Source organism: Vibrio sp. 10N.286.49.E11, from assembly GCF_041469505.1.
Taxonomy (GTDB): Bacteria; Pseudomonadota; Gammaproteobacteria; order Enterobacterales; family Vibrionaceae; genus Vibrio; species Vibrio crassostreae_C.
In genome coordinates this window covers 13,930-40,229 of the sequence record NZ_JBFRKQ010000040.1, presented here as the reverse complement: position 1 = coordinate 40,229, position 26,300 = coordinate 13,930, and the positions used below count along the sequence as shown (strand labels likewise).

The 26,300-nt window shown below is 43.9% G+C and carries 18 protein-coding genes and 1 riboswitch; of the genes, 5 read left to right on the top strand and 13 right to left on the bottom strand.

Translation table 11 applies throughout. The features are described 5' to 3' along the window. Positions 1–188: 188 nt before the first annotated feature. The 6 genes from AB4167_RS09145 to AB4167_RS09120 form a co-directional block, all read right to left on the bottom strand. Positions 189–467 (bottom strand): hypothetical protein, encoded by a 279-nt coding sequence (locus AB4167_RS09145; RefSeq protein ID WP_372122641.1) that lies wholly within the window; start codon positions 465–467, stop codon positions 189–191. Positions 468–524: 57 nt separating this feature from the next. After that, positions 525–1,025: a YfbU family protein gene (locus tag AB4167_RS09140; RefSeq protein WP_017070032.1), complete on the bottom strand. Its 501-nt coding sequence runs from the start codon at positions 1,023–1,025 to the stop codon at positions 525–527. 224 nt (positions 1,026–1,249) lie between these two features. After that, positions 1,250–1,990: a pyruvate formate lyase 1-activating protein gene (gene pflA, locus AB4167_RS09135; protein WP_010437353.1), complete on the bottom strand. Its 741-nt coding sequence runs from the start codon at positions 1,988–1,990 to the stop codon at positions 1,250–1,252. Between the two features lie 164 nt (positions 1,991–2,154). Further along, a complete protein-coding gene (locus tag AB4167_RS09130; RefSeq protein ID WP_017063491.1) occupies positions 2,155–3,156 on the bottom strand; it encodes a lipid A deacylase LpxR family protein in 1,002 nt (333 codons plus the stop codon). A gap of 200 nt (positions 3,157–3,356) precedes the next feature. Continuing rightward, a complete protein-coding gene (gene pflB / locus AB4167_RS09125; protein WP_017063492.1) occupies positions 3,357–5,633 on the bottom strand; it encodes a formate C-acetyltransferase in 2,277 nt (758 codons plus the stop codon). Positions 5,634–5,940: 307 nt separating this feature from the next. Then, entirely contained in the window at positions 5,941–7,482 is a 1,542-nt protein-coding gene (locus AB4167_RS09120) for a DUF3360 family protein (protein ID WP_372051810.1), read from the bottom strand. A gap of 799 nt (positions 7,483–8,281) precedes the next feature. Between AB4167_RS09120 and AB4167_RS09115 the strand changes: the two genes are divergently transcribed. The 4 genes from AB4167_RS09115 (at position 8,282) to AB4167_RS09100 (ending at position 11,460) form a co-directional block, all read left to right on the top strand. Then, entirely contained in the window at positions 8,282–9,052 is a 771-nt protein-coding gene (locus tag AB4167_RS09115; protein WP_004736532.1) for an ABC transporter ATP-binding protein, read from the top strand. A gap of 137 nt (positions 9,053–9,189) precedes the next feature. Beyond that, positions 9,190–9,960 (top strand): ABC transporter substrate-binding protein, encoded by a 771-nt coding sequence (locus tag AB4167_RS09110; RefSeq protein ID WP_017062125.1) that lies wholly within the window; start codon positions 9,190–9,192, stop codon positions 9,958–9,960. A 79-nt stretch (positions 9,961–10,039) separates the two neighbouring features. After that, positions 10,040–10,780, top strand: coding sequence for an ABC transporter permease (locus AB4167_RS09105; protein ID WP_017062124.1), 741 nt, complete (start codon positions 10,040–10,042; stop codon positions 10,778–10,780). Between the two features lie 2 nt (positions 10,781–10,782). After that, the gene (locus AB4167_RS09100; RefSeq protein ID WP_017062123.1) at positions 10,783–11,460 is read left to right on the top strand and encodes an ABC transporter permease; all 678 of its coding nucleotides are present in this window, start codon (positions 10,783–10,785) and stop codon (positions 11,458–11,460) included. A gap of 163 nt (positions 11,461–11,623) precedes the next feature. On the opposite strand, the gene AB4167_RS09095 is transcribed toward AB4167_RS09100, so the two are convergent. The 6 genes from AB4167_RS09095 to emrD all read right to left on the bottom strand — a co-directional run bounded on the left by AB4167_RS09095 (position 11,624) and on the right by emrD (position 22,398). Beyond that, on the bottom strand, positions 11,624–14,494 hold the full coding sequence (locus tag AB4167_RS09095; RefSeq protein ID WP_372102512.1) for a hypothetical protein: 2,871 nt from the start codon (positions 14,492–14,494) through the stop codon (positions 11,624–11,626). 30 nt (positions 14,495–14,524) lie between these two features. After that, a riboswitch (cyclic di-GMP riboswitch) is annotated at positions 14,525–14,607 on the bottom strand. 9 nt (positions 14,608–14,616) lie between these two features. After that, the gene (locus tag AB4167_RS09090) at positions 14,617–15,957 is read right to left on the bottom strand and encodes an HlyD family type I secretion periplasmic adaptor subunit (protein WP_372136427.1); all 1,341 of its coding nucleotides are present in this window, start codon (positions 15,955–15,957) and stop codon (positions 14,617–14,619) included. Further along, complete coding sequence (locus AB4167_RS09085; RefSeq protein WP_372136426.1) at positions 15,950–17,635, bottom strand: type I secretion system permease/ATPase; 1,686 nt, start codon at positions 17,633–17,635, stop codon at positions 15,950–15,952. Before AB4167_RS09085 ends, AB4167_RS09090 begins: the two co-directional genes overlap by 8 nt. A gap of 156 nt (positions 17,636–17,791) precedes the next feature. After that, positions 17,792–18,598 (bottom strand): exodeoxyribonuclease III, encoded by an 807-nt coding sequence (gene xthA / locus AB4167_RS09080; protein ID WP_372136425.1) that lies wholly within the window; start codon positions 18,596–18,598, stop codon positions 17,792–17,794. Between the two features lie 170 nt (positions 18,599–18,768). Beyond that, complete coding sequence (locus tag AB4167_RS09075) at positions 18,769–20,859, bottom strand: S9 family peptidase (protein WP_372136432.1); 2,091 nt, start codon at positions 20,857–20,859, stop codon at positions 18,769–18,771. Positions 20,860–21,192: 333 nt separating this feature from the next. Beyond that, the gene (gene emrD, locus AB4167_RS09070; RefSeq protein ID WP_372136424.1) at positions 21,193–22,398 is read right to left on the bottom strand and encodes a multidrug efflux MFS transporter EmrD; all 1,206 of its coding nucleotides are present in this window, start codon (positions 22,396–22,398) and stop codon (positions 21,193–21,195) included. Between the two features lie 499 nt (positions 22,399–22,897). On the opposite strand from emrD, the gene AB4167_RS09065 reads away from it, so the two are divergent. After that, the gene (locus AB4167_RS09065) at positions 22,898–25,015 is read left to right on the top strand and encodes a methyl-accepting chemotaxis protein (RefSeq protein ID WP_372136423.1); all 2,118 of its coding nucleotides are present in this window, start codon (positions 22,898–22,900) and stop codon (positions 25,013–25,015) included. A gap of 112 nt (positions 25,016–25,127) precedes the next feature. Here AB4167_RS09065 and AB4167_RS09060 read toward each other — a convergent pair whose 3' ends face one another. Then, positions 25,128–26,261 carry a cupin domain-containing protein gene (locus tag AB4167_RS09060; protein ID WP_017070025.1) on the bottom strand — a complete coding sequence of 378 codons (1,134 nt, stop codon included), beginning with the start codon at positions 26,259–26,261 and terminating at the stop codon, positions 25,128–25,130. Positions 26,262–26,300 lie beyond the last annotated feature (39 nt).

Here is a 26,300-nt window from a genome sequence, read left to right as displayed (position 1 = left end):
AAACGTGGCGAGCGCAATAGGCAACTTGAGGCGCGTAGAATCAAATTATTTTACATTCGAGGGGATCTGGCCGTTTGTTTTGAGATTTTAGGTCGCTTAACAATACTCACAATGGATTTATGTGCATTAGATGTATAACTGGGCTCTATTGATTTTTGGAATGGAGTACCATATAATGCGCGAAGTTATCAAAAATTGCTCAATAAATAGGTAGATGTAGTGAAGAATAATGGGTTCAAAATAGTGGCTATCTGCATGTTACGCCAAATGTTCGAGTAACTGGTGGCGTTCGTTATACCAACCTTGAAGGTGATATAGAGAATAGCCCAATACTTGAAGGTGATATAGAGAATAGCCCAATACTTGAAAGTGGTATCAACATGGCCGCGAACGTTGGTGTTGCTTACGTTTTCTAGTTGCTTTGGTTTTTCTCTTTGTGTGCGAACATTAAAAAAAGGGTTACTCATGATGAGTAACCCTTTTTCTTGAAACTTTTTAAAAGTTATCGCTGATCTATTAACGAATTAAGCGCTAAAGATTTGAGATAGCTCTGTCGCACATAGGTGGTACTGACGAGGGCAGTTGCGCCATGTTGTTAGCATGCGACGGTACTTCTCTAGCATTGGCATCTGGCTATTGAAGTGGTGATCGGCTTTGTCGAATTGAGGGTAAAGACCTTCAGAATCAACAAGGAAACGCACGTAGTGTACGATCTGCGCTTCAGAAGCGATATCAAAACCTAAGAACTGCAGGCGACGTTGGTCTACTTCAGCACGCTCTTGTTCTGCAAGCATTTTGTTCGACTCTTGCATTGCATGGTACATCTCCATGATGTCGATAATTTCGCGACATTCTGCTTCAGTCAAACAACCAAACTCTTTGTTAAGTTCACGCATTTGGAGTTCGTAACCACGTTCTACAATCGTTTGTAGACGCTGGTATTTCGCCGAGTTCTCAGGGTTCATTTGAGACATTAGATAGTATTGATTTGATAGAATTAGACGCTGAGCATTGGTCATTTCCATGGGATGAGCCTCACTAAAAAACTAAATGTTATATTCTTTTGTTGCAGTAAGAGTAACAGCATTCCTACGCGTGGAAACATGATCTCAACACGGATTTAATATGATTTTTTTAATTGATAAACAAAAGTTGTAAAGAAAAGTGAAAGGATAGTTAGCGCTAGAAAAGAAAACGCCCCAATCGAAATTGAGGCGTTTAAAATAGAGGTTGAGCATCGTCTGCAGTATTAGTATTTTACGTTTGAATGATACTGGCTAAGAACAGCAACAATCTCATCCATTTTCTCTTTGCTTGGCGGATTTGTACCTTCAAGAGGGTAGTCAAAACCAAGTGCTTCCCACTTATGTGCACCAAGCTTATGGTATGGAAGCAGTTCTACTTTCTCGATGTTATCCATGTCTTTGATGAATTCGCCTAGCAGATGAGCATCTTCAGGTGTGTCCGTGTAGCCAGGGACAATCACATAACGAATCCACGTCTTCTTACCGATTTTGTGTAAGTAGCGTGCGAAATCCAGAGTACGTCTGTTTGATACACCAATGAAATCGTGGTGAATCTCATCTCGCATGTGCTTAAGATCGAGCATCACTAGATCAGAGGCTTCTAGTACTTCGTCAACCACTTCAGTGTGCTTACGAATGTAGCCATTAGTATCAAGACAAGTGTGGATGCCTTCAGCTTGAGCTGCGCGGAAAAAGTCACGAACAAACTCAGGTTGTAGCATCGCTTCACCACCAGAACAGGTGATACCACCGCCCGATGCTTTCATGAAATGACGGTATGATTTTGCTTCGTTGATGATCTCTTCGACCGTTACTTCCTTTCCGTCATGAAGATCCCATGTATCACGGTTATGACAGTACATACAACGCATTAAGCAGCCTTGAAGAAACACAATAAAGCGGATACCAGGGCCATCGACAGTACCACAAGATTCGAATGAGTGAATGCGACCAGTTGTAGACATGAGCTATTCTCGTAGAGGAATTTATACCGTTTATTTTATTACAAAAACGGTACATAAAATAGGGTCAAATGGTAACGAGACCTTTAAAAATAAAGGCAACCACCTGTGAAGATGATTGCCTTTATTAAACTTGAAAAGTAAAGGACGAAAGCCCTTACTGGTGGCTAGAAGAAAGCAAACATTGTGATACCGCCAGTGGTGTACACTGACTCTTTCGCTTCTTCGTAATCCGGTGTTTTTGCGGTTAGCGCTAAAGAGGCACCAACGTATCGGTTATACCAAGCGACACCCAATACAGCAGTTGCTTGAATGTTCTCTAAAGTCACATCGTAGATCGCTGGATCTTCGTTGTTTTTATTAGCGTACTCATCAACACCTGAGCGATCGCCTTCGATAGTCAGGTCGTTGAATCGGTAGCGACCTTCGAGGCCTGCATAGGTAAACCAACCAGCGTTTGATGCGCCGATCATGCCCGGTTTGAATGGGTTTTCTGTGGTGATGTTAGCTGCACCAAAGTTACCGCCTAAGTCTGTACCCCAACGAAACATGAAGCCCGTTGAAATGTCACTTCTAAAGTTACCGACGTTGATTTCAGAAACGTTAGAGATTTCGTAGTCAGTATTCGCAAGAGCTTGATTACGCATTAGGTTGAAATGGCTTAGGTAACCAACGCTTCCCGCCCATTCATCATCGACTTGGTATTCCCAACCCATCGGCTCATCCGACTTAGTGATTGAGTGAACCAGCTTTTGAGCATCTTCAGACAGTGCACGTTCGCCCGTAGTACCAAACGTGATATTAAAACGCTGGGCTTGCTGTGGGTTTAAGCTGATGTAATTGAATTCAGTGTGAAGGTAACCTGCGTATGGGCGATCATTAGGCGATGGCGTTTCTAACTCAATGTCAGAAGGCGTATACATCTTGTGGCCAATGGTGATTTCCCACTTGTCTAGAGAGCTTGCGCCCCAGTAGGAAAGACTCAATGGTTTTACCCAGTTATATGGCGTAATACTTGATGATGTGTAACCCAGAAATAAGCCGTTGGTATAGTCTTGGTCGACACCAAAAATACCATCATTATCTAAAGCAAAAGTTAACGTAGAACGCTCAGAGGCTAAAGATGAGAAAGAGAGAAGAATCAGGGGTAAACAACGCAGGTATTTCATGGAGCAGTTACTCTTAAATTATGAACCGCGATATTACCGTAATTTGACAGAATTTGTGGAAAAAAAGTGAATGGCAGGGTGCTTTTTTGCTCAACCTAACATTTCGCGGGATAGGTGAGTGTAGTGCGATTTATTTCAGATATAAAAAAGCCCCGCACATTGGCGAGGCTAATATTATTTACTGTCTATTGAGCGTGAGCTTATAGAGACTCAGTAAATGTACGTGCGATTACGTCAGCTTGTTGCTCTGCAGTTAGAGAGTTAAAGCGAACAGCGTAACCAGATACACGGATTGTTAGCTGAGGGTATTTCTCAGGGTGCTTAACTGCGTCTTCAAGAGTTTCGCGGTTAAGAACGTTAACGTTAAGGTGTTGACCACCTTCAATGCCAGCTTCGTGGTGGAAGTAACCATCCATTAGGCCTGCAAGGTTAGCACGTTGGCTGTCTTGTTCTTTACCTAGTGCGTTTGGCACGATAGAGAACGTGTAAGAGATACCATCTTGTGCGTCAGCAAACGGTAGTTTACCTACAGACGTTAGTGAAGCTACAGCGCCTTTCTCATCACGACCGTGCATTGGGTTTGCACCAGGAGCGAAAGGAGCGCCAGCACGACGACCGTCTGGAGTGTTACCTGTTTTCTTACCGTAAACCACGTTAGACGTGATAGTAAGAACTGACTGTGTAGGGATAGAGTTACGGTAAGTCTTAAGCTTACGGATCTTGTTCATGAACGTAGAAACTAGTTCACAAGCAATATCATCTACACGAGAGTCGTTGTTACCGTATTTAGGGTAATCGCCTTCGATTTCGAAGTCAGTTGCGATACCGTCTTCGTCACGGATTGGCTTCACTTTAGCAAACTTAATTGCAGACAGTGAGTCAGCTGCAACAGATAGACCAGCGATACCACAAGCCATAGTACGACGAACATCACGGTCATGAAGAGCCATTAGAGACGCTTCGTAGCTGTACTTGTCGTGCATGTAGTGAATGCTGTTTAGTGCAGTCACGTATTGCTTAGCTAACCAGTCCATGAATGTGTCTAGGCGACCCATTACGTCATCGTAGTTAAGAACTTCGTCAGTGATCTTGTCTGAAACAGGACCAACTTGCATCTTAAGTTTCTCGTCCACACCGCCGTTGATTGCGTAAAGCATTGTTTTCGCAAGGTTAGCACGAGCACCGAAGAACTGCATTTGCTTACCAACGATCATTGGAGATACACAACAAGCGATAGCGTAATCATCAGACTCTAGGTCAGGACGCATTAGGTCATCATTTTCGTACTGGATAGAAGAAGTATCGATAGATACCTTCGCACAGAAACGCTTGAAGCCGTCAGGTAGTTGCTCAGACCAAAGAACAGTGATGTTTGGCTCTGGAGAAGGACCCATAGTGTATAGAGAGTTTAGGAAACGGAAGTTCGAACGCGTTACTAGCGTACGACCGTCGATACCCATACCACCCATAGACTCTGTTGCCCAGATTGGGTCGCCAGAGAACAGCTCATCGTACTCAGGAGTACGTAGGAAACGAACCATACGCAGTTTCATTACGAAGTGGTCGATCATTTCTTGTGCTTGTTCTTCAGTGATCTTGCCAGCAGCGATATCACGCTCGATGTAGATGTCTAGGAAAGTCGAAGTACGACCTAGAGACATTGCAGCACCGTTTTGAGATTTAACAGCAGCTAGGTAGCCGAAGTAAGTCCACTGGATAGCTTCTTGAGCTGTTTGAGCTGGCTCAGAGATATCGAAACCGTATTTCTCAGCCATTTGCTTGATTTGACCTAGAGCACGATGTTGCTCAGAGATCTCTTCACGCAGTTGCATTGTTTCTGCTAGGTTTTCACCGTTTTCGAATTGCTCTTGAAGAGAAGCAAATTGAGCTTGCTTGTCTTTCATTAGGAAATCAATACCGTAAAGTGCAACACGACGGTAGTCACCAATGATACGACCACGGCCGTAAGCATCAGGAAGACCAGTCAGAACACCAGACTTACGACATTTTAGGATATCAGGAGTGTAGATATCGAAAACGCCAGCATTGTGTGTTTTGCGGTATTCTGAGTAGATTTTTGAAACCATTGGGTCAAGAGTTTCACCGTATGCTTTACAAGAACCTTCAACCATACGCACACCACCGTTAGGGATGATTGCACGTTTTAGTGGCTTCTCAGTTTGTAGACCAACGATAGTCTCAAGATCTTTCTCAATGTAACCTGCATCGTGAGCAGTAATGGTAGAGATAACAGAAGTATCGAAATCTACAGGTGCTTTAGTTGCGTTTTCCTGTTTGATACCTTCCATTACCGAAGACCAAAGCTTGTTAGTTGCTTCAGTACCCTCAGAAACTAGGAAAGACTCGTCGCCTTCATACGGCGTGTAGTTCTTTTGAATGAAATCACGAACGTTTACTTCGCTTTGCCACTCACCTGCAGCAAAATCTTCCCAAGCTTTAGCAAATTGCTCTGCCATGACATACCTACCTTTTTAGTAGAAAAAATACGTACATTAACACTGTTGAGCCAGCGCCCCTCGTAAGGGTAGTACACTCTTATTAATAACAATATATATGAGCATATAAGCATCATATGGTTATATATATTGTCACTACCTTTTATATGTTGTCTTTACTCTATGTATTCAAGACTACGCTAAAAAATTTCTGCAAACCTTAAACTAAATCAATAAATGCCAAAAAAAGTTGAAAAAATTTGAGTGGCAGGGGTTGCCACCCAAACTTTTTTTTAATCCTAATACTACTTTTGTGTAGTAAGGACTATTATAGCCAAGCTTTTAGACCATACTGACCTTCTAGCATACCAACTGCAAGCATTGCCACTAGACAGATAACTAAAACGCCAACAGGGATAACAATCTTATCTACAAATGATAGACGCTTTGCACGCTCTTTATCACCAATTAGACCATTATTATCAAGAAGCATAGTTAGTGCCCATGCTAATACTGGGTTAACAACCGCTGAACCAAAGATACAGATACCAGCCGCTTGAGAATCTTTTGAATCCTTAACCATTTGCATACCTGCTTCAAGTAGAGGTAGAGATACACCTACAAGTAGCGCAACACGCATCACTGGTGGCCATACTGCTACGTCCATCGGGAAACCAAGAATCGCAACAATAATACATAGAGAACCAAGCAAGATTGCGCCGCCAGGAATTGGACGTTTCGCGATTGCTGCTGGGATCATGTAAGTACCCCAAGAAGATGTGATGTTACCACCACCAACTGCAGTACCTACCATTTGACGAACAGAACACATAGTCATTGTGTCATCAACATCCATCAGAACTTTTTCAGAGCGTTTAGGGTAGTTCAGTTCTTGGAAGATACGGTGACCTAGGAAGTCAGGAGACCACATTGCTACAGCAAGGATTGCAAATGGTAGAGATGCGATGAAGTGTTCAACGTTTGGCAAGCCAAGCATCCAACCTTCAGAAGTAGAACCCCACCAGTAAACTGGGTTTAGGTTTGGAATACCCATTTCAGTTTCGAATACGATGTCGAAACCAGCACCTAGAACTAATGCAATAGCAAGGCCTGTGAATGCACAAACAGGGATAGCTAACCAACGCTTGTTCACTTTTGCTAAGAAAGCGTAGATAGCAATAGTAATAGCAAGAACGATTAAACCAACGTAACCCATGCTGCCCGCTTCAACGGTAGAAGATTGAAGACCAACCGCCCACTCTTGAATTGAGTTGATTTGGCTCATGGTACCGGTTAAGCCTAAGAATATGAGCAAGCCACCTGCTGTACCTTCAGAAGTTAGGTTAACAAGTTTAGATCCGCCTTTTAGGAAACTTAGGATGAGACCGAACACACCGATCAGGATGGCCAATGCAAGAGGGTGAGCACCAGCGAGAGCGATGGTACCGATAAGAGGGATCATTGGGCCGTGGTTGCCGGCAAGGTTTGCTTTAGGGTTAAAGAAACCAGAAGCAAGGATACAAAACAGTAGTGCAGGAATAAGCATTTCTACACGAGCGACTTCAATTGCGAAGTCTTTACCTAGGTTTACGTGATCCCAAGCTTGAGTTAGGCCATCAGCCCACGACATCATTACTGCAGAGTACATCGCAATGATACCAATAGTACCAGCAAGTGCAGGAACAAGATCTTCAAGTTCAAAGCGGAAGTCACGACCTGGAAGGTTTAAACCGAAGCGGCGAGGCTTCATGATTTGAAGTTCGTGATCTAGATAATCTGAGCGGCTCTCAAATTCAGAAGCAGGACGGTGTAGCTCTTTATAGCTTTTCTCTTCTACTTCAGAGTTCGCATTATTGACAACGTCTGACATAGATTCCTCATATTTTTTGTTAGTAATTCTAAAATTGAATTCTATAAGTTCGCGTAATTGCGTAATTGCGTTATTTCTTAGTTATAACTCATTAACATTATGTTGCACGGTTTTGCTGTGCTTTATGCAGCTAAGTTAAAAGAAATGTTTGGCATTTTTAATGCCTTATTCTTTGCTGAGGAGTCTAACAAGCTTACCCTTTAGGGTGATTGATCTTGATCACTTTATGAGTATATGTGAAAGAAAGCTACAAAACGCAGCGATTCATTAACTTCCCATTGATGAATCGTGTAATTAGTTTTCACAAATTGACGTTTACCTATCTTCTTCGAGCCTTTGTCGTCATGGCTCGAGTTCAATACTCAATTCTTACTGAGTTATTTCACTATTACTTGCTTCCCAACTGTTCCGAGTGAAATGTTTACAATGTAATAACCTTAAAATAATTGTGCCTTACGGTGTGTATGTAGTGTTGAGCGTGCAGATTATATTTTGCAGATCTCGGCGTATCTAAGTTCACAAAACTTGTTTTTCTTGTGAGACATCAAGCTACGTGAATCTCATTTTGATTAACTTTATTTAAACAATGTAAGGGGTGTAATTGCAGCTTATTGATAGAACTCATTCATTAAATTGAGGCGAAAACGCTACCTTTTGCATAATAAGTCAGAGTGAATCGCTATTTATTCCAATTTATCAGGTTAATAATTTGTTGCATGTTGTTTCGTGTGGTGCTAGTTTGTATCGCATGAAAAGGTCGGAGTACCTTGCATTTTCACAAACTTGGGAGAGAAAGCGCATGAAAGATGTACCAGCGCTGGACATAAAGGATCTACACAAAACGTTTGGTCAAAATGAAGTTTTAAAGGGAATTTCACTTTCTGCGCATAAAGGCGATGTTGTATCGATTATCGGATCTTCAGGGTCGGGTAAAAGTACTTTCCTTAGATGTATCAACCTTTTAGAGACACCAACTGCAGGCGAGATTTGGGTTAATGGCGAATTAATTCAAATGAAAAACAACCGCCAAGGCGTATCTGTTCCTGCCAACGAAAAACAAGTACAGCGTATCCGTTCACGCTTAGCGATGGTTTTTCAAGGCTTCAATCTTTGGTCTCACCTGACCGTTCTCGAAAATGTTATCGAAGCACCCGTTCACGTATTAGGTGTACCTAAAGCTCAAGCGATTGAAAATGCAGAACTACTACTTAAAAAAGTAGGCTTGTATGAGCGCAAAGATTACTACCCAGGTCATTTATCCGGTGGACAACAACAACGAGCGGCAATTGCTCGAGCGTTAGCGGTTGATCCGGAAGTGATGCTGTTTGATGAGCCAACATCAGCACTTGACCCTGAGTTAGTAGGGGAAGTACTCGGTGTAATGCGAGATCTAGCAGAAGAAGGAAGAACCATGCTTGTGGTAACACATGAAATGGCTTTTGCTCGTGACGTATCAAACCATGTGATGTTCCTGCATCAAGGTCTAGTGGAAGAACAGGGCGATCCAGCTAAACTGTTTACGGAACCTGAATCTGAACGTTTACAACAATTTATCTCATCGATTTACTAATCAGAATTGAAACGCCGTTGCCAACGGTAAACAGCGACGGTGTGAACAATAAAACACAACAAGTAAGTTAATAAGCAACAACAAACACAATATTAAAACTAGCAAAACATAAAAACCTAAATCACAGGAGTAGGGATATGAAAAAGTGGTTATTAGTCGCGGCACTTGCTGCAACTGCTGCAACGGGCGTAGCTCAAGCAAAAGAATGGAAAACAGTACGCTTTGGTATTGAAGGTGCTTACCCTCCATTTAGCTGGACAGAAGCTGACGGGTCACTGAAAGGCTTCGATGTCGATATGGCTAACGCACTTTGTACTGAAATGCAGGTGCAGTGTAAGATCGTTGCACAAGACTGGGATGGTATCATTCCTTCTCTACTTGCTCGTAAATATGATGCGATCATCGCGGCAATGTCTATCACGGAAGAGCGTAAGAAAAAAATCGACTTCACTGGTAAATACGCACTTATCCCAAACAAGTTCATCGCTAAGAAAGGTGCAGGCCTTAACTTTGATGATCTAAGCGGTCAAAAGATTGCAGTTCAACGTGCAACAACTCACGATAAATACCTAACAGACAACTACGGCGATACAGTAGAGATCGTTCGTTACGGTTCATTCGACGAAGCTTACCTTGATCTAGCAAACGGTCGTGTTGCTGCTGTACTAGGTGATGCATCTGCTCTAGAAGAAGGCGTGCTGAACAAAGCTGGTGGTGAAGACTACGAGTTTGTTGGCCCCTCTCTAACGGATCCTAAGTGGTTCGGTGAAGGTATGGGTATTGCTGTTCGTAAGCAAGACAAAGATCTGACTAAGCAATTAGATGCGGCAATCCTTTCACTACGTGAAAAAGGCATCTACCAAGATATCGCGGCTAAATACTTCAACTACGACGTATACGGTCAGTAATCTTTAGCGTCAATTCTTAAGGGAGAGGTTCTCCTCTCCCTGTCTTACCAACTTTTTCGCAGTTCTGTTGGAATCCATTATGTTTGATTTACAAGGATATGAAGCGTCGATCCTGAAAGGGGCGGTGCTCACAATCGAAGTTGCCTTGCTGTCGCTAATTTTAGCTATGGTTCTTGGTATGCTAGGTGCCTTAGCAAAACTCGCGCCTTATCGCTGGGCTCGTGCTATTGCAACCCTCTACACAACCGTCATTCGAGGCATTCCAGATCTCGTACTGATGATGCTGATTTTCTTTGGTGGACAAATCCTTTTAAACAACAGTTTGTATTCCATCAACGAGTGGCTCAACGAGTGGTTTGCATCCAGTGATCCTAACCACGAATGGACCGCTTACTTACCTGATTATATTGATGTCAGCCCATTTGTTGCTGGTGTCTTAACCATAGGCTTTATTTTCGGTGCCTATATGGCAGAAACGTTCCGTGGTGCCATCATGGCTGTCGACAGCGGTGAAATGGAAGCGGCAAAAGCTTATGGTATGAGCCCTGTAAAGGCGTTTCACCGCATACTGCTACCGCAGATGATTCGTCACGCATTACCGGGTTTTGGGAACAACTGGCTGGTATTACTTAAAACCACTGCGTTGGTTTCCATTATTGGCCTAGAAGATATGGTGCGTGTTAGCGCACTGGCAGCGGGTTCAACCAAAATGCCATTTACCTTCTATATGACAGTGGCGATTATCTTCTTATTCTTCACCAGTGTTTCAACGGGCCTGCTTAAGCTGGTTGAACGTAAATTCAGTATCCACGCGAGGTAGTTATGGACTTTTCATTGATAATTGAAAGCCTACCGATTTACCTTGGTGGTTTATGGACAACGGCTTGGATGGTTTGTGTCGCTTTGATTATTGGCTTATTCGTAGCCATACCATTAGCGATTGCTCGTAACAGCCCAAATATGCTGATTAACGCTCCGGCTTGGTCGTTCATTTATTTCTTCCGTGGTACACCGTTATTGGTTCAGTTGTATCTGATTTACTACGGTATGGATCAGTTCTTCCCAGTAAAAGACACGCTATGGGAAAACGCTTGGTTCTGTGCTCTAGTAGCATTCATTCTTAACACATCAGCATATACGGCAGAGATCATTCGCGGTGCCATTAACGGCTTACCTAAAGGTGAAGTTGAAGCAGCAAAAGCGTACGGCATGAGCACACCAAAGACTTACCGCCGCATCATTTTGCCAAGTGCTCTACGTCGTGCATTACCGGCTTACAGTAACGAAGTTATCTTCATGCTTCACGGCTCTGCGGTAGCGGGTATCGTAACCATTATGGATCTAACCGGTGCAGCTCGTTTGGTTAACTCTCGTTACTATGCCCCATTCGAGTCTTTCCTAACGGCAGGTCTGTTCTACATGGCACTAACGTTCATCATCATCGCGATTTTCAAATTCGCAGAGAAGCGTTTCCTTGCTTATCTAAGACCCCTTAGCTAATTGCACGGTATTCACACAGTTAACAAAACGGCGCTCATTGAGCGCCGTTCTTATTTAGGGTTTGTATAGGAATTAGTTGAGTAGCTCTTTGAAGCAAAAAGGACTTATTACACAAGCAATAAGTCCTTTAACTTTGCTTCTGATTTACTAGTTCAAAAAGCAATTAAACTTCATTAACGCCAATGAAATCACCATCAAAGGATGCATCAGTGTAGATGATGACTTCTTTGCCTCCTTTGGTGAAGCTATAAGCGGTAATCGTTTCAGTTCCATCGAGTCCAAGTTTATCTTGCATATCTTGGTCTAGCGTCACTGATGTTGCGGTTTGGTATTGGAATCCTTGAAGATGACTTGCGTCGATATCTTCAATTCCTAAAGCAAAGAATTCAGCAACTTGGTCGTCGTTCTTTGCTCTATTACCATCAAGGTCATGGTTTTGATTGAAGGTTTTACCTAGAGAAATAGTCAGTTTGTCATTAGCTGAGTCTCCCCCTATGACTGCTTCAAACCCATTGATGTTTGACCCCTTCGACATGTCGATATCGACACCACCAGGGTCATTGGCGACCAGTACATCGAACCCTTTACCACCATGAATTAGAGTATCCTCTGCATCAAAGGCTACTGTATCGTTGCCTTTACCCCCACGGATTTCGTCTGCACCACCACCACCAATGATGATGTCATCGCCTTTACCGCCTTTGATATGGTCGATTCCGTCTCCGCCATCAAGCCAATCATCGCCTTTACCACCAAACAATTGCTCTGGTTGGTCGTCGATTTCAACGGTGGTTACCACATCATCGAAGTCACCATCACCGCCAGGGTTGTCATTCCAGAACTGATTTCCGAGTTCTGTACCCGGATTGAAGTTGTTAATGCCGCTAACATCTAAGGTAAGGTTGCCGTTACTACCGACTAAATTTTGTACGCCCAGCAAGAAGGGGTGGTCACTATTGTTAGAGCTGGTCGCTTGTTGAGTGTTTAAGTCAATTGCGATACTTTCGCCTGAGACGAAACCGTCATTCCCGCCATCTGGGATAATGAAGAACCCGAGCGTATCAACGCAATCATCACAGTGCCCCAAATCGAGACTAAAGCTGTTGCCAGCTTCAGAGTTTGGAAGGTGATCTTTCACATTCCCCCAAATGACTTCAGCGTTTACATTGCCTTCACTGTCTTTTGTGAAGTAACCAAACGAATTTTCGAAGCCCGCTTCGGTGCCTTCCATAGTGACGTCAATAGTCCCTCTGAAGCTACTTACATCGTAGTAACCCGTCTCAGGATCGAGTTCAGGTATGCCACCTTTGGCGTTGTCACCACCAAGAATGACATCGTCCCCACGACCACCGCGCAATATATCGGTTCCGTCACCCGTTAGGCCATCGGTGGTAACAGAAGTGACGTAGTAGTCACTTGAATCGGCATTAGCGTCTCCGTTTTTGTCAAATGCAGGACCAACGGCAGTAAACTGAAGTTCATCAAAGGCTTTAAAGCCAGTGTCATCAGGACCGATGTTTAGATAACCGCTGTTGTTATTGCCATCCGCTAAATCGCTCGCAATGAAATCGCCCTCAGCGACCAGAATACCTTCCCGATATGCTGCCCAATGGCCTGCCTCATCTACGCCATTGTCGCCTTCATTTAAGTAGAGGTTGGAAATGCCGACTTTAGCAATCATTGTATGTTCGTCTAAGCTGACGGAAAACATCTCTGATGCACCTTCACCGGTAACGCCGTCGTAGCTGAAGCCAATTTGAGCAAGCACGCCAGCCTCTGCTGCGCCATCTACCCCATAACCTGTACCGCCAGAACTTGCATTACCTGTATCAACGGTACCGACAGATCCATCAGCGTTGTAGGCGGTTGAATTTGCTGATAGGTCGACGGATGTCGTTGGCTCCGCTAATTCAAACTCGCCGGTTCCTTCGTTAAACGACAGCGCTTCAAAGTTATCGCCGATAATTACGTCATTCCCTTTACCGCCTCGAATCAAGTCGTTCCCAGCGGCGCCTTCATTTGCAGCGTCTGGCCCGTTATCACCAATGAGCACATCGTTATGCAGTACCTGCTTCAATGACACATTATCAATCAGAGCCCCAAAGGTGTCTTCTGCGCCGTCGGCAATAAAATTGAGTGAGTAATTTCCTGAAGAGAGATCGACATCTTCGCTAAACAGATCCCAATCATCATCGACGCCGTCAATGTCTTGGAAAGACTTCTCGAATACAACGTCGGTGCCCGCCATTATTTGGACTGTGAAAGGAGCGGTGGTGCTATCGCCTCCTTTATTACGGAAAGCGTAGGAAAAATCGAGTTGATATATACCGTCGTCATCGACCGTAAATGTTTGGGAGACGGTTGAATTTGAATTCGCGCCATGCGAGTCTAATTCTAGGAAGTGACCACTGGCGATATCAGTCCCGTAACCATCAGCTGGGACACCGCCATGCAGTTGTTCTTGAATCTCGATACTGCCAACCTCGGCGTTCCATGCACCGGCGCTTGGCGCTGTTCCCCATGTATTGCCAAGGTCAAAAGCTTCAAAATCACCATCGCTGATTAGGTTTTCGCCAAATTCTGCACCAGCGCCTCTGTCACCATAAATAATGTCATTGTTCGCACCGCCTTCAACATAATCATCACCGGCACCTGCAACCACAATGTCGTCAACACACTCTTCTCCTAGCGCTTCTAAATCTTTATCGCGTGCCGCGCTTAAATCGCGGTTAACGCCGGCTTCATCACCAGCATTGAGCGAATGATTCCAAGCTTCAACCACATCGTTTCCGGCACCTGCTTTAATTGTGTCCGATCCACGTCCAGCAGCGATAAAGTCATCGCCGCTGCCGGCATGCACAATGTCGTCGCCTTTACCGGCTCGTACTTCGAGGTTATCGCCGCTGAGGTTAGAAAGGTCATTGTTGACATCTCTAGATTCTGGGGTGGGGAGGTTAGGACCATCTACTAGTATATTGGTATCATTGCTACCATTACTTTTCAGTCCTGCTGCTGTATTGGTTACTTCTGCCATCGTTTTTTCCTCACATATCATTCGATACATAGAGGCAGCCCAGCCATCTCGCTTCATCCTTGAGATCTGCGGCTTTCCGTCCTCACCTCACGATGAGTTTGGCTTTTTCTTCTCGCGCTTGGTTAAATTTCTCTCATTGCCTTATAGGCGCTCACAGAGAGTGGATTGAGTAGATACTCGAGCGGTGTTTGTTGCTCAAGTAAAATCATCACTTCTGCGGGCATGCCCGGATACAATGAGATGTTTTCTAATGCTTCTAGCTCAGACTTATCTAACGATACTCTCGCTAAGTAAGCAGAAGATCCTGTGGCTTGATCGCTAATGCGGTCAGCCGAAATATGGACTAACTTTCCACGAATCGGTGGTGTTTTACGGAAACTGTATGCAGTCAGTCTTACTTGGGTATCCAAGCCAATTCGTAAGGCTTCGATGTCTTCTGGCTTCACTAACGCTTCTACAATCAACTCGTCATTTTGCGGAACCAATTCCATCAAGGTTTCACCGGGTGGAACGATGGCATTTTCGGAGACCACATTAAGTCCAACCACCACACCACTTTGAGGTGCTCTTATTTCAACCCGGGTAAGAATATCTTGAGCATTGACCATAGCCTCTCTGGTTTCATTCAGCTTTCTTTCTAAATCTTGTATCTCTTCGCCGAGCGTTTTGGCGTAAGTATAATCGGCGTTAATCAGCTCTAATTTCGCTTCGGCGATGGTGCGTTTGGCGTGGCCAATCCTAGCTTTGAGGTCAGCAACGTTACCTTGTAATTGAGAGCGTTCTCGCTGTAAATCCAATAACCGAGATTTGGATGTGTTACCGGAAACAAGCAAATCTTGGTGCATTTGTACCTGTTCTTCTAAATACTTCAGGCTTCGGTTTCCGGCTAAGAATCGTTGTTGGAAGCCTTGCAGATCAAGTTTTGATTGCTCGACTTTTTGCTGTAACACATCGGATTCACCTGATTTTAACGATTGTCTTTTGCTGAAAAGCTTACTCTGCGTATCAAGTAAGCTTGATACGTTTGGGTCGCTCATGAGGGAGAGTAATCTCATATCAAATTTAATTTCTTGATGGCTCGCTAACTCTGATTGTAAGCGGTTCAGCCGCGCTAAATCACTTTGCCACTGAGCTCTTAGCCTTAGAAGCGATGCTTGAGCTTGTGTGTGACTTAACGTGATGAGTAGTTCGCCTTTTTGAACATGATCGCCGTCAGAAACATGGACGATTTCTACAATCCCGCCCTCTAAATGTTGAATGGGTTTTCGCTTTGATTCTACGATAATCACGCCAGGCGCGATGGCAGCAGAAGAAAGCGGGGCTAGGTATGCCCAAGCGGAAAAGCCTCCTAGAGTAGTCACAAGAACTAACCAGATGAACACCTGTATTTTGAATGTAGAAAAGATCAGTTTTCTACCATCGTCGAAGTGAATACCTTTGTCGTCATGATGAATACTAGCCATTCGACACCTCCGGAGAAGCGACATTGAAGAGCGACCGAACCACTTTACTCGCTTCGCCTGCTTGTGTTATCTGGCCGTTTTTCAATTCAACAACCCAATCGACATGTCTGAGTAAGCTTGGGTTATGCGTTACCATCACGACAGAAATGGATTTCTCTTTCGCCAATTGTAATAGCGAAACAAGAAACTCTTCGCCTTCTTTGTCGAGATGTGAATCGGGCTCATCAAGCACGAGTAGCTTAGGTGAGAAAACTAATGCTCTTGCGATGGCAAGTTTCTGGGCTTGTCCACCAGATAACTGATGACCAAAAGAACCGATAATCGTTTCATATCCATTCGGTAAGGCGACAACAGCGTCATGCACACCGGCTTGAATAGCGGATCTGACGATTTGGCTATCCGTAACGTTGGAATCAAATCGGGCGATATTTTGTTTTACAGTGCCATGTAAAAAGTCGATGTGCTGAGGAACATAACCGACGGTGTGTTTGAACTGATTCAGATTCCACAACTCAACATTGAGTCCATCGATAGAAATGCCACCTTTTGAGGGCGATATGCCGTTAGTGATCATTTTGCAGAGGGAAGACTTACCTGACCCGCTAGGGCCTATCAATGCGACTCGATTTCCTGATTCCAGTCTTAGCTTCAAACCATTAAGAGTCGGCTTGTTAAGTTTTTCAGACGCGAACCATGTGACGTTGTCGATGACCAGATCACCTTTAATTGTTTCCAACTCGGTTCGCTCGGTATGTTTAGTATGAGAAGCAAATTCCTTAGCTAAGCGTTTGTTTGCATCCAAACCAGTTTTCCATGCTTGAATACCACTAGAGAGCATCTCAATTGGCTGGAGTGCTCTCGCCATTAGGATTGAACCCGCAATCATTCCACCAGCAGACATGGCATTTTGAATGACTAGACTTGCTCCGACAGCCATGATGATGAGTTGAAGGACCATACGTATGTAACGAGAAAATGCACTCAGTGAACAGGTGGCTTGATCTAAATGGCTTCGAGACCAGCTCTTCTCCGCCAATATTTCTTGGTAGGTCTGACTTAAACCTTGTTGTTGATGTTGGCTAAAGATCGTGGCGTGTTTTTGAAAGCACTCGTCGTTTTTTCTTTGTGTTGCGAGCTGGCTTAAGTAAGTGGTTTTAAAGTGCTTAGATTTAACCCAATGAGAAAGCAATGTTGTCATGAGAATAAAAACAACGGCACCCACACCGACTAATCCTATATATGGATGAATCGCAAACATAATAATAAGAAAAAGGGGAGTGAATGGCAGATCAAACATGACAAAGTAGGCTGGAGAAGAGAGTAGGCTCTTTACCTCACTTATATCGTTGAACAGATGTTTTTCTTTTGATTTCGATGAGAAGGAGGTTTGTTCAAATAGCTGCTGAGACGCGATAAATTCAAATTTGATCGCTTTCTTTTGTGCATACTTGGCTCTAGACGCGTCAAGGAACGCTTGGGCTGTAAGTAGGAACACAGCAATGAAAGCCAAGAATAGAAGCGTATCTAAACTTTGACTTGAGAGGACTCGATCAAACACTTGAAGGCTGAATAAGGGAACGACTAACATCAATACGCTGATCGCTCCGCTGACCACCATCATCGGAAGTAAACTACGCAGATTAATTGGATTTATACCGGCCCAAGGCTTTGCGTCCATACAAAACTCTCTCCATTGGTTGTCCAAATAGTATAGATGGGCAGAGGCGAGAATGTGAACTATCTCAAGCTTTTTGAGTGGATTTGAGCTACGTAAAAAAAATGCACAAGCTAAACAAAAGCTTGTGCATTTTTGATTTGAAATTTAATTTGGATTTTATTTAAACGTTGACCAAATCGGAGCGTGATCTGACGGTTTTTCAATGCCGCGTAGCTCGTAATCGATGCCAGCTTCAAAACACTTATCAGCAAGCTTCTGAGTCGCAAGTACTACATCAATGCGTAGGCCGCGGTTGTCCACGAAGCCTTTTGAGCGGTAATCAAACCACGAGTATTGATCGTTCACTTCAGGGTGCAGTAAGCGGAAGCTATCCACAAAACCCCAATCCATCAGTGTTTTCAACCATTCGCGCTCTTCTGGTTGGAAAGAACACTTACCTGTTTTCAACCAACGTTTCGCATTAGGTTCACCAATACCGATATCAATATCGGTAGGGCTGATGTTAATGTCGCCCATCACAATGACTTGTTCATCTTTGTTGTGGTAGTCATTTAGGTAAGTCATCAAGTCTTTGTAGAACTGACGCTTGTATGGGTATTTAGTCTCGTGCTTGATGTTATCCCCTTGAGGGAAGTAACCGTTTAGTACCGTTACCTTTTCACCGTTTTCATCTTCAAACGTAGCCATGATCATACGCTTTTGATGGTCTTCATTGTCTGTAGGAAAACCTTTCTGCACAGAGATAGGCTCTTGCTTACACAACATTGCCACACCGTAGTGTGCTTTTTGGCCGTGGAAGTAAACCTTGTAGCCCATCGCTTCAACATCAGCGAGCGGGAAGGCTTCATCGTGCACTTTAATTTCTTGAAGACCAATCACGTCGGGTTGGTGTTTGTCGATAATCGCTTGCAGTTGGTGAAGGCGGGCTCTAAGGCCATTGATGTTGAAGCTAATAACTTTCATTTGTTTTTATACCTCTCAGAAATCTTTGTCACTACGAGCTTTCAAAGATTTTTTGATTTGGTTGATTTCATGGTTCATCGTATTTAACCATGCTTAATAATTTCTGTCGCCACTTTATAAAGACAAAATGGCGACGTTAAATGGTGTGAATACCTACAGTTACGTTGAGCCTACTGAGTTTTTAGCAAGTCTAAAAAGAAGGCGTATTCAAGTGCGTCTTCTTTGAGTCGTTTAAATCGACCAGAAGCCCCGCCGTGACCAGCTTCCATATCGGTTTTGAACAACAATACATTATTGTCTGTTTTCATTTCACGCAGTTTCGCCACCCACTTCATTGGTTCAAAGTACTGTACTTGTGAGTCATGCAGGCCTGTTGTTACTAACATGTTCGGGTAGCTTTGAACTTTCACATTGTCATATGGCGAGTAACCTAGCATGTAATCGTAGTAGGTTTTATCGTTGGGGTTGCCCCATTCGTCATACTCGTTTGTGGTGAGAGGAATCGATTCATCAAGCATTGTCGTCACCACGTCTACAAACGGAACATGTGCACCAATACCACGGTACAGTTCTGGTGCTTGGTTGATGATTGCGCCCATCAATAGACCGCCAGCAGAGCCGCCCACCGCAAATACTTTATCTTGAGCGCCGTAACCTTCGTCAACAAGTCCTTTGGTTACATCGACAAAATCGTTAAATGTGTTTTGTTTGGTCAGTTTCTTGCCGTCTTCATACCAAGGGCGACCAAGCATTTCTGAACCGCGAATATGAGCGATTGCATAAACGAAGCCTCGATCAAGTAGGCTTAGGCGAGCTGAGCGGAAGGTAGGTTCAATCGTCGAGCCGTAAGATCCATAGCCATATTGGTAGATTGGGTTAGTACCGTTTTTCTTGAATAAGTCTTTACGATAAACCAAAGAGACAGGTACTTGCTTACCATCTCGAGCCGTTACCATGATTCGCTCTGATTGGTAGTTGTCCGCTTCGAAATCACCCAATACAGGTGTTTGCTTCATTAGCTCGGATTCGCCTGTATTTAGGTCGAAATCATAGTAAGTGCCTGGCGTGGTTAAGCTGCTGTAGTAGACACGAACTTTTGAATTGTCTAATTCATAGTTACCAGTCAGGTAAGCGGCAAAAGCGGCGTCATTGAACTCGAGTGGGAACTCTTTGCTCGTGGAGAGTTGACGAACTTTCACTGTAGATAAGCCATTTGCACGTTGCTCGTAAACAAGATGGTCATCAAACAACTCGAAATCGACAAGTTGAGTATTATCATCAGCTGGAATGACATCGACCCATTTTGAACGGTCGTGCATATCTTTGGTTGTGACTTTCATTAAACGGAAGTTGACCGCTTGGTAGTTGGTGTAGATGTAATACAAATCACCTAGCTTAGCGATGCTGTACTCTATGCCGGTCTCTTTTGGGTAGAAAGCCTCAGCTGTAGCCTTTGGGTTGTTGGCATCGATGACTGAGACACCGCTGGTTTCTGTGCTCGAATGCCAAATGTAGACCTGTTCACCATCTTTGCTTTTACTCAAAGAGGTGTAGTAAGCGCTATCGGCTTCTTCGTAGATTAACTGATCGCTTGCTTGAGCGCTGCCTAAAACGTGGCGGTAAACTTGATAACCCAGCAATGTTTGTGGATCTTTTTTGATGTAGTAGAAGGCTTGGTTGTCGTTTTGCCACGCGATTGCACTTGAAGCGCCTTCAATTTCATCTTTTAGGTATTCACCTGTTGTGAGGTCTTTGATCTTGATGGTGTAAATTCGTCGGCTCAGCGTATCTTCGCCATAGGCCAACAAGTTTTCGTCTGGGCTGATCGTTAAGCCACCAATACTGAAGAATTCATGCTCTTTTGCTAGCTCGTTAACATCTAAGATGACTTGCTTGTCTGTGCCTAAAAAGTTTTTTTCACGCAGGTGAACTGGGTATTCGTTGTCGCCTGTGACCTTATTCGAGTAGTAGTAACTGCCTTTGCGAACCGGTACCGAATTGTCGTCTTTTGCGATTCGGCCTTTGATCTCTTGAAATAATTGTTTTTGTGCTGCTTCTGTATGTTTTAACACTGTATCTGCGTACTGATTCTCTTGCTCAAGCTGTTGCAAAATCTCTGGATCTTGGCGTGCATCATCGCGCATCCAGTAGTAATCATCGATTCGGGAGTCACCATGAATCGTCATTGCGTGAGGGACTTTCTTAGCAACGGGTGCTTGGGTTTGCTGAGCGACGAGCTGTGATTGAGAGTAGTGGTTCATGGTTGATATTCCTTGATTGCTGCATCCGGCGACAAGCGCTATTGATACGACTAATGTGGTTAAAGCGATACGCATCTATATATCCCTAGTGTGCACCTTACTCTTTTTGATGCCAGCATCCTTTGTTGGTTGGGTATCTTCCAGTGATATTATTTATAATTGGATTCTGGATATGCACCTTCATCGTAAGTGTCTGTTATTGTTTTCAAAAAATCAAAGTAATGTTAAATGAAATTACTGATACGTGAGAGTGGAAGGAATAAATGTGCAACAAAAAGGGACACACTTTTCAGTATGTCCCTTTCCTTTGTTTAGCAAGATTCGAGTTTTACGTTAAATAGCCAATGGCATTTCGTTTGAGTGGTCAGGTTTACGATTAACCCAACGTAAACCAAGCATAGCGATGAATGACATAGCAATCATCAGGCAACCGAGTGGCAGTTGGTCTTGAGCTGGGAAGAACGATGCCAATAGTGTTGCGATGCCAGCACCTAGGTTTTGCATACCACCTAAAATCGCACCTCCAGTACCAGCGTGGTACGGGAATGGCGAAAGTGCCCCTGTTGTTGCTGCTGGGAATAATATGCCAGCGCCCAAGAAGTAAATTGTGGCACCGCCAATCAAAGTTAATGTTGTTGTTTGACCAAACAGACCCGGTATCAATACCACTGTTGAGCCTACCAATATCGCAACCAGACCAACATTCAATGCACGGCGCTCAGAGCGACGTTGTGCGATGTAACTAGATAAGCCTGCACCGACTAAGTAACCTGGAATAGGCAAGACAAACAGCAAGCTTACTGTGGTTGCCGGTAAGCCAAGTACGCCACCAAGCAACACACCTGCCGCTGCTTCAAATACGGCTACACCAGCAAAGGTTGCGACTAATACCAATAAGAAACCTTGGAAACGTTTATCAGACAGAACGAACTTGTAGCTGTTGGCAACCGATTCATGCTTGCGTCGTTCTTTCGGCAGTGTTTCCATCATGCTCGTCATCATAGTGATCACAACAGCAATACCAAACAGCGCAAGGAATAAGTAGCTAGAACGCCAGCCGAAAACTTCTGTTAGGTAACCACCCAGTACAGGAGCCATCAATGGTGAGAAAATCACACACATGCTAATCAAGCTGTTTGCACGGTGCAGCTCTGCGCCTTCAAAACAGTCGCGAGTCAATGTACGAGACATCGCACCACCACAACCGATGCCCAAACCTTGGATAAAGCTGCCCGCTAAGAACCATTCATATTCGTGAGCGAACAATGCTACCAAAGTACCGATGATGTAGATGATCAAACCAATCACGATGATCGGTTTACGACCTAGGCGATCTGAAAGTGGGCCGTAAACAAATTGCGACAGACCATAAGGGATCAAGTAACACGCCATCACTGCCTGCAGTGAAGATGCCGAAACTAAGAACTCACCTGCCATATGACCGATAGAAGGCACGTACATCGTTTGAGTCATTTGACCTACGGCAGTCAGAATAGCGATTAAAAAGGTAAGTTTCGCTAATGGAAACGAGGCGGACATTTGCGTATCTCTCCAAAAATTAAGACGTAAAAAGCCTTAGCGCTCCATTAAAGGAGAGCCAAATGAATAAAGTGTTCAGGGAATCTAGGCGCGAGATATTAGATCTTGATTGCGGGCTTAGCAATCAAAAAGTGTGAAGTTGAGCAAGATAAAAATCTATAACTTGGATTATAAAAACTAATCCGAAGTTACTGCATTTTAAAGAGGGAGAGGGTGGAGTGGGCTTCCTTTAAATATCGATGTTCTGGCTATGTCCAAAGCGCTAAAACCTAAGCAACACAGCTAATGATTATATGAGTACATCATTTGAAATCACAGAAAAAAGGAAGAAAACACGCTCTATTAACATTTGTATAAACTTTCGTTTTATATGTAAGCAATTTGTGCTGTAATTATCCGCTAAGCTATTCGTCTAACTCATTTACATTGTGTACAGCAATTCGTTGTCGATGTGATAGTTATGGTTATGGAAGTCTTTTGGCTTAAATAAGGATATTAAATGCGCTCTCTATCGGTACAGTGGAAAATAACCCTCTTAGCAGGTTGTTGTTTAATCATTACGTCACTGTCTCTTATTGGTTTCTCGATCTACAACGCGACGAGCAATCAACAAGTCATCAAATCTCAAAGTTCAGAATCAGTTATCAATAAAACTCAGCAGTTGCTGGCGTCTGTTTCTCAGCTAAACGCTCAAGAAACTCAACGTTATGTAGACGAAGCTATTTACCGCGCAGAGATGCTTGCGGCCAGTGCTCAGTTTCTAAAAAACAATGCAGACGAAAACTTTACACCAAGTGAAGAGCTTCGTACCGCCTTGGATGAAATGGTTCGTCGCTCGGTTTTAAACTTCGACTCTATTCAAGGAGCGTATCTAGTTTTCAAGCCTGACTTGCTCGATAGTGAAGATGCGAATTATGTCGATGCTGATTATGTTGGTTCTAACGAAAAAGGTCGTTTTGCTCCTTACTGGAAGGTGGCAGATAACGGTGAAAATGTTCTAGCAGACGTTCTTTCAGAATCTATCTTGAATGATGACAGCAATAGCGAACGTTTTTACTGTCCTTTGTCTTCAGGGCAAACGTGTATTAGTACGCCGAGAGTCGTGAACAGCGGTGGTGTAGCACTACTTACGTCCTCTATTTCAGTCCCTATTTTGGTTGACGACGTTGCTATTGGTTTTCTTGGTATTGATCTAAGACTTGATGGTTTAACCAGTGTGATTACTCAATCTGACCAGAGCTTGTTTAACGGTGCGGGTAAAGCTTACGTGGTTAGTCTAGATGGTTCGGTCATCGCTTCTGATGATTCAAGCATTGCAGTCGGTTCAACTTTCCAAAGTGGCAATACAAACAGTGATTTAATGACCGACTTTATCTTTGGTGGTGAAGTGACAACGCAATGGAGCGAGAACGGTGAGTGGTTACTTGCCTTTGCACCTGTTGTTGCAGCTAACCAAACTTGGGGGGTGTTGTTTGAGATCCCAAGAGACAGTGTCGTCGCTGACGCAAATAAATTGGATTCCATCATTAGCACTAAGCTAAGTGAAGGCATCAAAACAGAAGTGATCGCCGGTACAGTGTTTATTATCTTTGGCTTAGCCATTATCGCGTTTGCCTCGTTGTCTATTGTGAAGCCGATTCGTCAGGTTGTGGAAAGGTTGAATGACATCGCTTCAGGTGAAGGTGATTTGACGCAGCGCTTGGAAGTGAAGTCTCAAGATGAAATCGGTCAGTTGTCAAAAGGATTTAACCTGTTCCTAGATAAGCTGCAACACACAATCAAAGAAGTCATTCACACCACAGAACAAGTGGCAAATACTACCAGCCAAGCGAAAGCATCAGCATCAAGTACTCGTGAAAGCAGCGAGTCTCAATTTAAAGAAGTAGATCTAGTCGCGACAGCGGCCGAAGAGATGACTCAAACTGCGGGCTTAGTGGTACAAAATGCAGAAGTGGCCGTTGATGCAGCGTGCGAAGCGAATCGTTCTGCTCAACAAGGGCAACAAGTCATCGAACTTTCAGCAGGTGAAATGAGAAAGCTGGTGGAGCGTATGTCGAGTGCTGTTCCTATTGTTGAAGAATTGGCAAAAAATAACGGAAACATCACCGAGATCTTAAGTGTGATTGAAGGGATCTCTGAGCAAACTAACTTACTGGCATTGAACGCGGCGATTGAAGCGGCTCGTGCTGGCGAACAAGGTCGAGGTTTTGCTGTTGTTGCGGATGAGGTAAGAAACCTCGCAAGTCGCACCCAGTCATCGGTTGGTGAGATCAGAGCGGTGATCGACAAGGTTCATGCTGGAACTCAAGATGTCGTTGAAGCAATACAAGAAGGCAATATCCTAGCTAACGATACAGCACTACACGTTCAGAAAGCAGTTGAAGATCTGGGGTCGATCTTTACTTCTATTGAGGCGATCAGTGATATGAACAGTCAGATCGTTCGAGCAGCCGAAGAGCAACAATCGGTTTCCGGTGAAGTAAATCAAAGCGTGGTTAATATTCGCGATTTGAGTGCGAAGATCTTGGAGCAAGCCGCGGCTTCTGAGCAAGTCGGCAATGAAATTGACCAACTGTCTCAACAACAACAGAAGTTGGTCAATCAGTTCAAGGTATAAGCATTAAGCCTTAACCAGTTCTTGAATAGAAAAAGGGACAAATGAAGATTTCATTTGTCCCTTTTTTAATTGTTTATTTAGAGGCTATGCAATAACCAGCGGTTGACGCTGCTTACTCTTCGATAAACCAGTAGCCTTTGTTGACCAATTCAGTCACGACAGTTATGCCCGAAGGAGATAGGGCAGTAGCCGAGGTAATCATGGTCTCATCGCAAAGTATGTTGAGTAACGAAGAATCCGCTTCATCAACCTTAACCACCTCACCATTAATGTAAGCTGTGTTGCTTTCATTTTCGTGGTAGAGCGCTTTTAAGCCTGATACTCGGTGAATCTCACCTTCAGACTCTAAGTGTTGAGCGATCTCTTCTTGAGTCCATAGTGGCTCTGGAGCAACGATATCAAGCTGGTGGCGTGATTGGCTTAGCAGACAACCCATGAATTCACTGATGGTTTCAGGTTGCTCTAGTGCAGATTTCAACATGTCTGTGAGATTGCTTAAATCCGATGAACGAATTTTTCCGTAGCCTTCTTGCATTTTGAATTCTGGATCGTGCAGGTGTACGTCACCCATATCATGAGCAAGCACAAAATCGGCAAAGTTGCTGATCAGTTCTTGTTCTTTAGGCGAGCGGTAGCCAATAGAGTAGCTCATTGACGGCTCTAACGTGCTCCCTTCATGTGGGAAACCTGGTGGGATATAAAGGATATCGCCCGGCTCTAAAGTTTCATCAATGATTGGGTCAAAACCTTCAATTTGACGAAGTGCAGACGCTTGAACAGTCTCTTTGTATTGGCCAACATCTTTAGCGCCAACCTTCCATTGACGTTTGCCTTGACCTTGAATGATGAAGACATCGTATTGATCAATATGTGGGCCTACGCCGCCTTCAGGTGCTGAGTAGCAGATCATGAGATCGTCGAATAACCAGTTTGGTAACGCTTGGAACGCCTCAGTCAGCTGATTTGCGCCTTGGTGCCAGTGGTTCGCTGCTTGAACGATCAGTTGCCAATGAGTTTCGGTTAATTCGCCAAACTTTTCTTCAGAGAATGGGCCGTGTTCAGCAGTCCACTGATTGTCGAGGTTAGAGACAAAGCGAGAATCCACTTCTTCTTCCATCGATAAACCAGCAAGTTCTTCCGGCGAAATTGGGTCGACGAAGTTTTGGAAGCCACCCTTTAAGATGGTTGGTTTTTTATGCCAGTAGTTTTCAAGAAACTCGGGCATAGAAAAGCTGAGTTGGTACATGTGAATCCTGTATATTTTTATGCTAGATGCTAGATGCTA

Bases quoted from the DNA above. Each gene is read 5' to 3' on its own strand.
- AB4167_RS09145 (WP_372122641.1), bottom strand. From the start codon at position 467: ATGAGTAACCCTTTTTTTAATGTTCGCACACAAAGAGAAAAACCAAAG.
- AB4167_RS09140 (WP_017070032.1), bottom strand. From the start codon at position 1,025: ATGGAAATGACCAATGCTCAGCGTCTAATTCTATCAAATCAATACTAT.
- pflA (WP_010437353.1), bottom strand. From the start codon at position 1,990: ATGTCTACAACTGGTCGCATTCACTCATTCGAATCTTGTGGTACTGTC.
- AB4167_RS09130 (WP_017063491.1), bottom strand. From the start codon at position 3,156: ATGAAATACCTGCGTTGTTTACCCCTGATTCTTCTCTCTTTCTCATCT.
- pflB (WP_017063492.1), bottom strand. From the start codon at position 5,633: ATGGCAGAGCAATTTGCTAAAGCTTGGGAAGATTTTGCTGCAGGTGAG.
- AB4167_RS09120 (WP_372051810.1), bottom strand. From the start codon at position 7,482: ATGTCAGACGTTGTCAATAATGCGAACTCTGAAGTAGAAGAGAAAAGC.
- AB4167_RS09115 (WP_004736532.1), top strand. From the start codon at position 8,282: ATGAAAGATGTACCAGCGCTGGACATAAAGGATCTACACAAAACGTTT.
- AB4167_RS09110 (WP_017062125.1), top strand. From the start codon at position 9,190: ATGAAAAAGTGGTTATTAGTCGCGGCACTTGCTGCAACTGCTGCAACG.
- AB4167_RS09105 (WP_017062124.1), top strand. From the start codon at position 10,040: ATGTTTGATTTACAAGGATATGAAGCGTCGATCCTGAAAGGGGCGGTG.
- AB4167_RS09100 (WP_017062123.1), top strand. From the start codon at position 10,783: ATGGACTTTTCATTGATAATTGAAAGCCTACCGATTTACCTTGGTGGT.
- AB4167_RS09095 (WP_372102512.1), bottom strand. From the start codon at position 14,494: ATGGCAGAAGTAACCAATACAGCAGCAGGACTGAAAAGTAATGGTAGC.
- AB4167_RS09090 (WP_372136427.1), bottom strand. From the start codon at position 15,957: ATGGCTAGTATTCATCATGACGACAAAGGTATTCACTTCGACGATGGT.
- AB4167_RS09085 (WP_372136426.1), bottom strand. From the start codon at position 17,635: ATGGACGCAAAGCCTTGGGCCGGTATAAATCCAATTAATCTGCGTAGT.
- xthA (WP_372136425.1), bottom strand. From the start codon at position 18,598: ATGAAAGTTATTAGCTTCAACATCAATGGCCTTAGAGCCCGCCTTCAC.
- AB4167_RS09075 (WP_372136432.1), bottom strand. From the start codon at position 20,859: ATGAACCACTACTCTCAATCACAGCTCGTCGCTCAGCAAACCCAAGCA.
- emrD (WP_372136424.1), bottom strand. From the start codon at position 22,398: ATGTCCGCCTCGTTTCCATTAGCGAAACTTACCTTTTTAATCGCTATT.
- AB4167_RS09065 (WP_372136423.1), top strand. From the start codon at position 22,898: ATGCGCTCTCTATCGGTACAGTGGAAAATAACCCTCTTAGCAGGTTGT.
- AB4167_RS09060 (WP_017070025.1), bottom strand. From the start codon at position 26,261: ATGTACCAACTCAGCTTTTCTATGCCCGAGTTTCTTGAAAACTACTGG.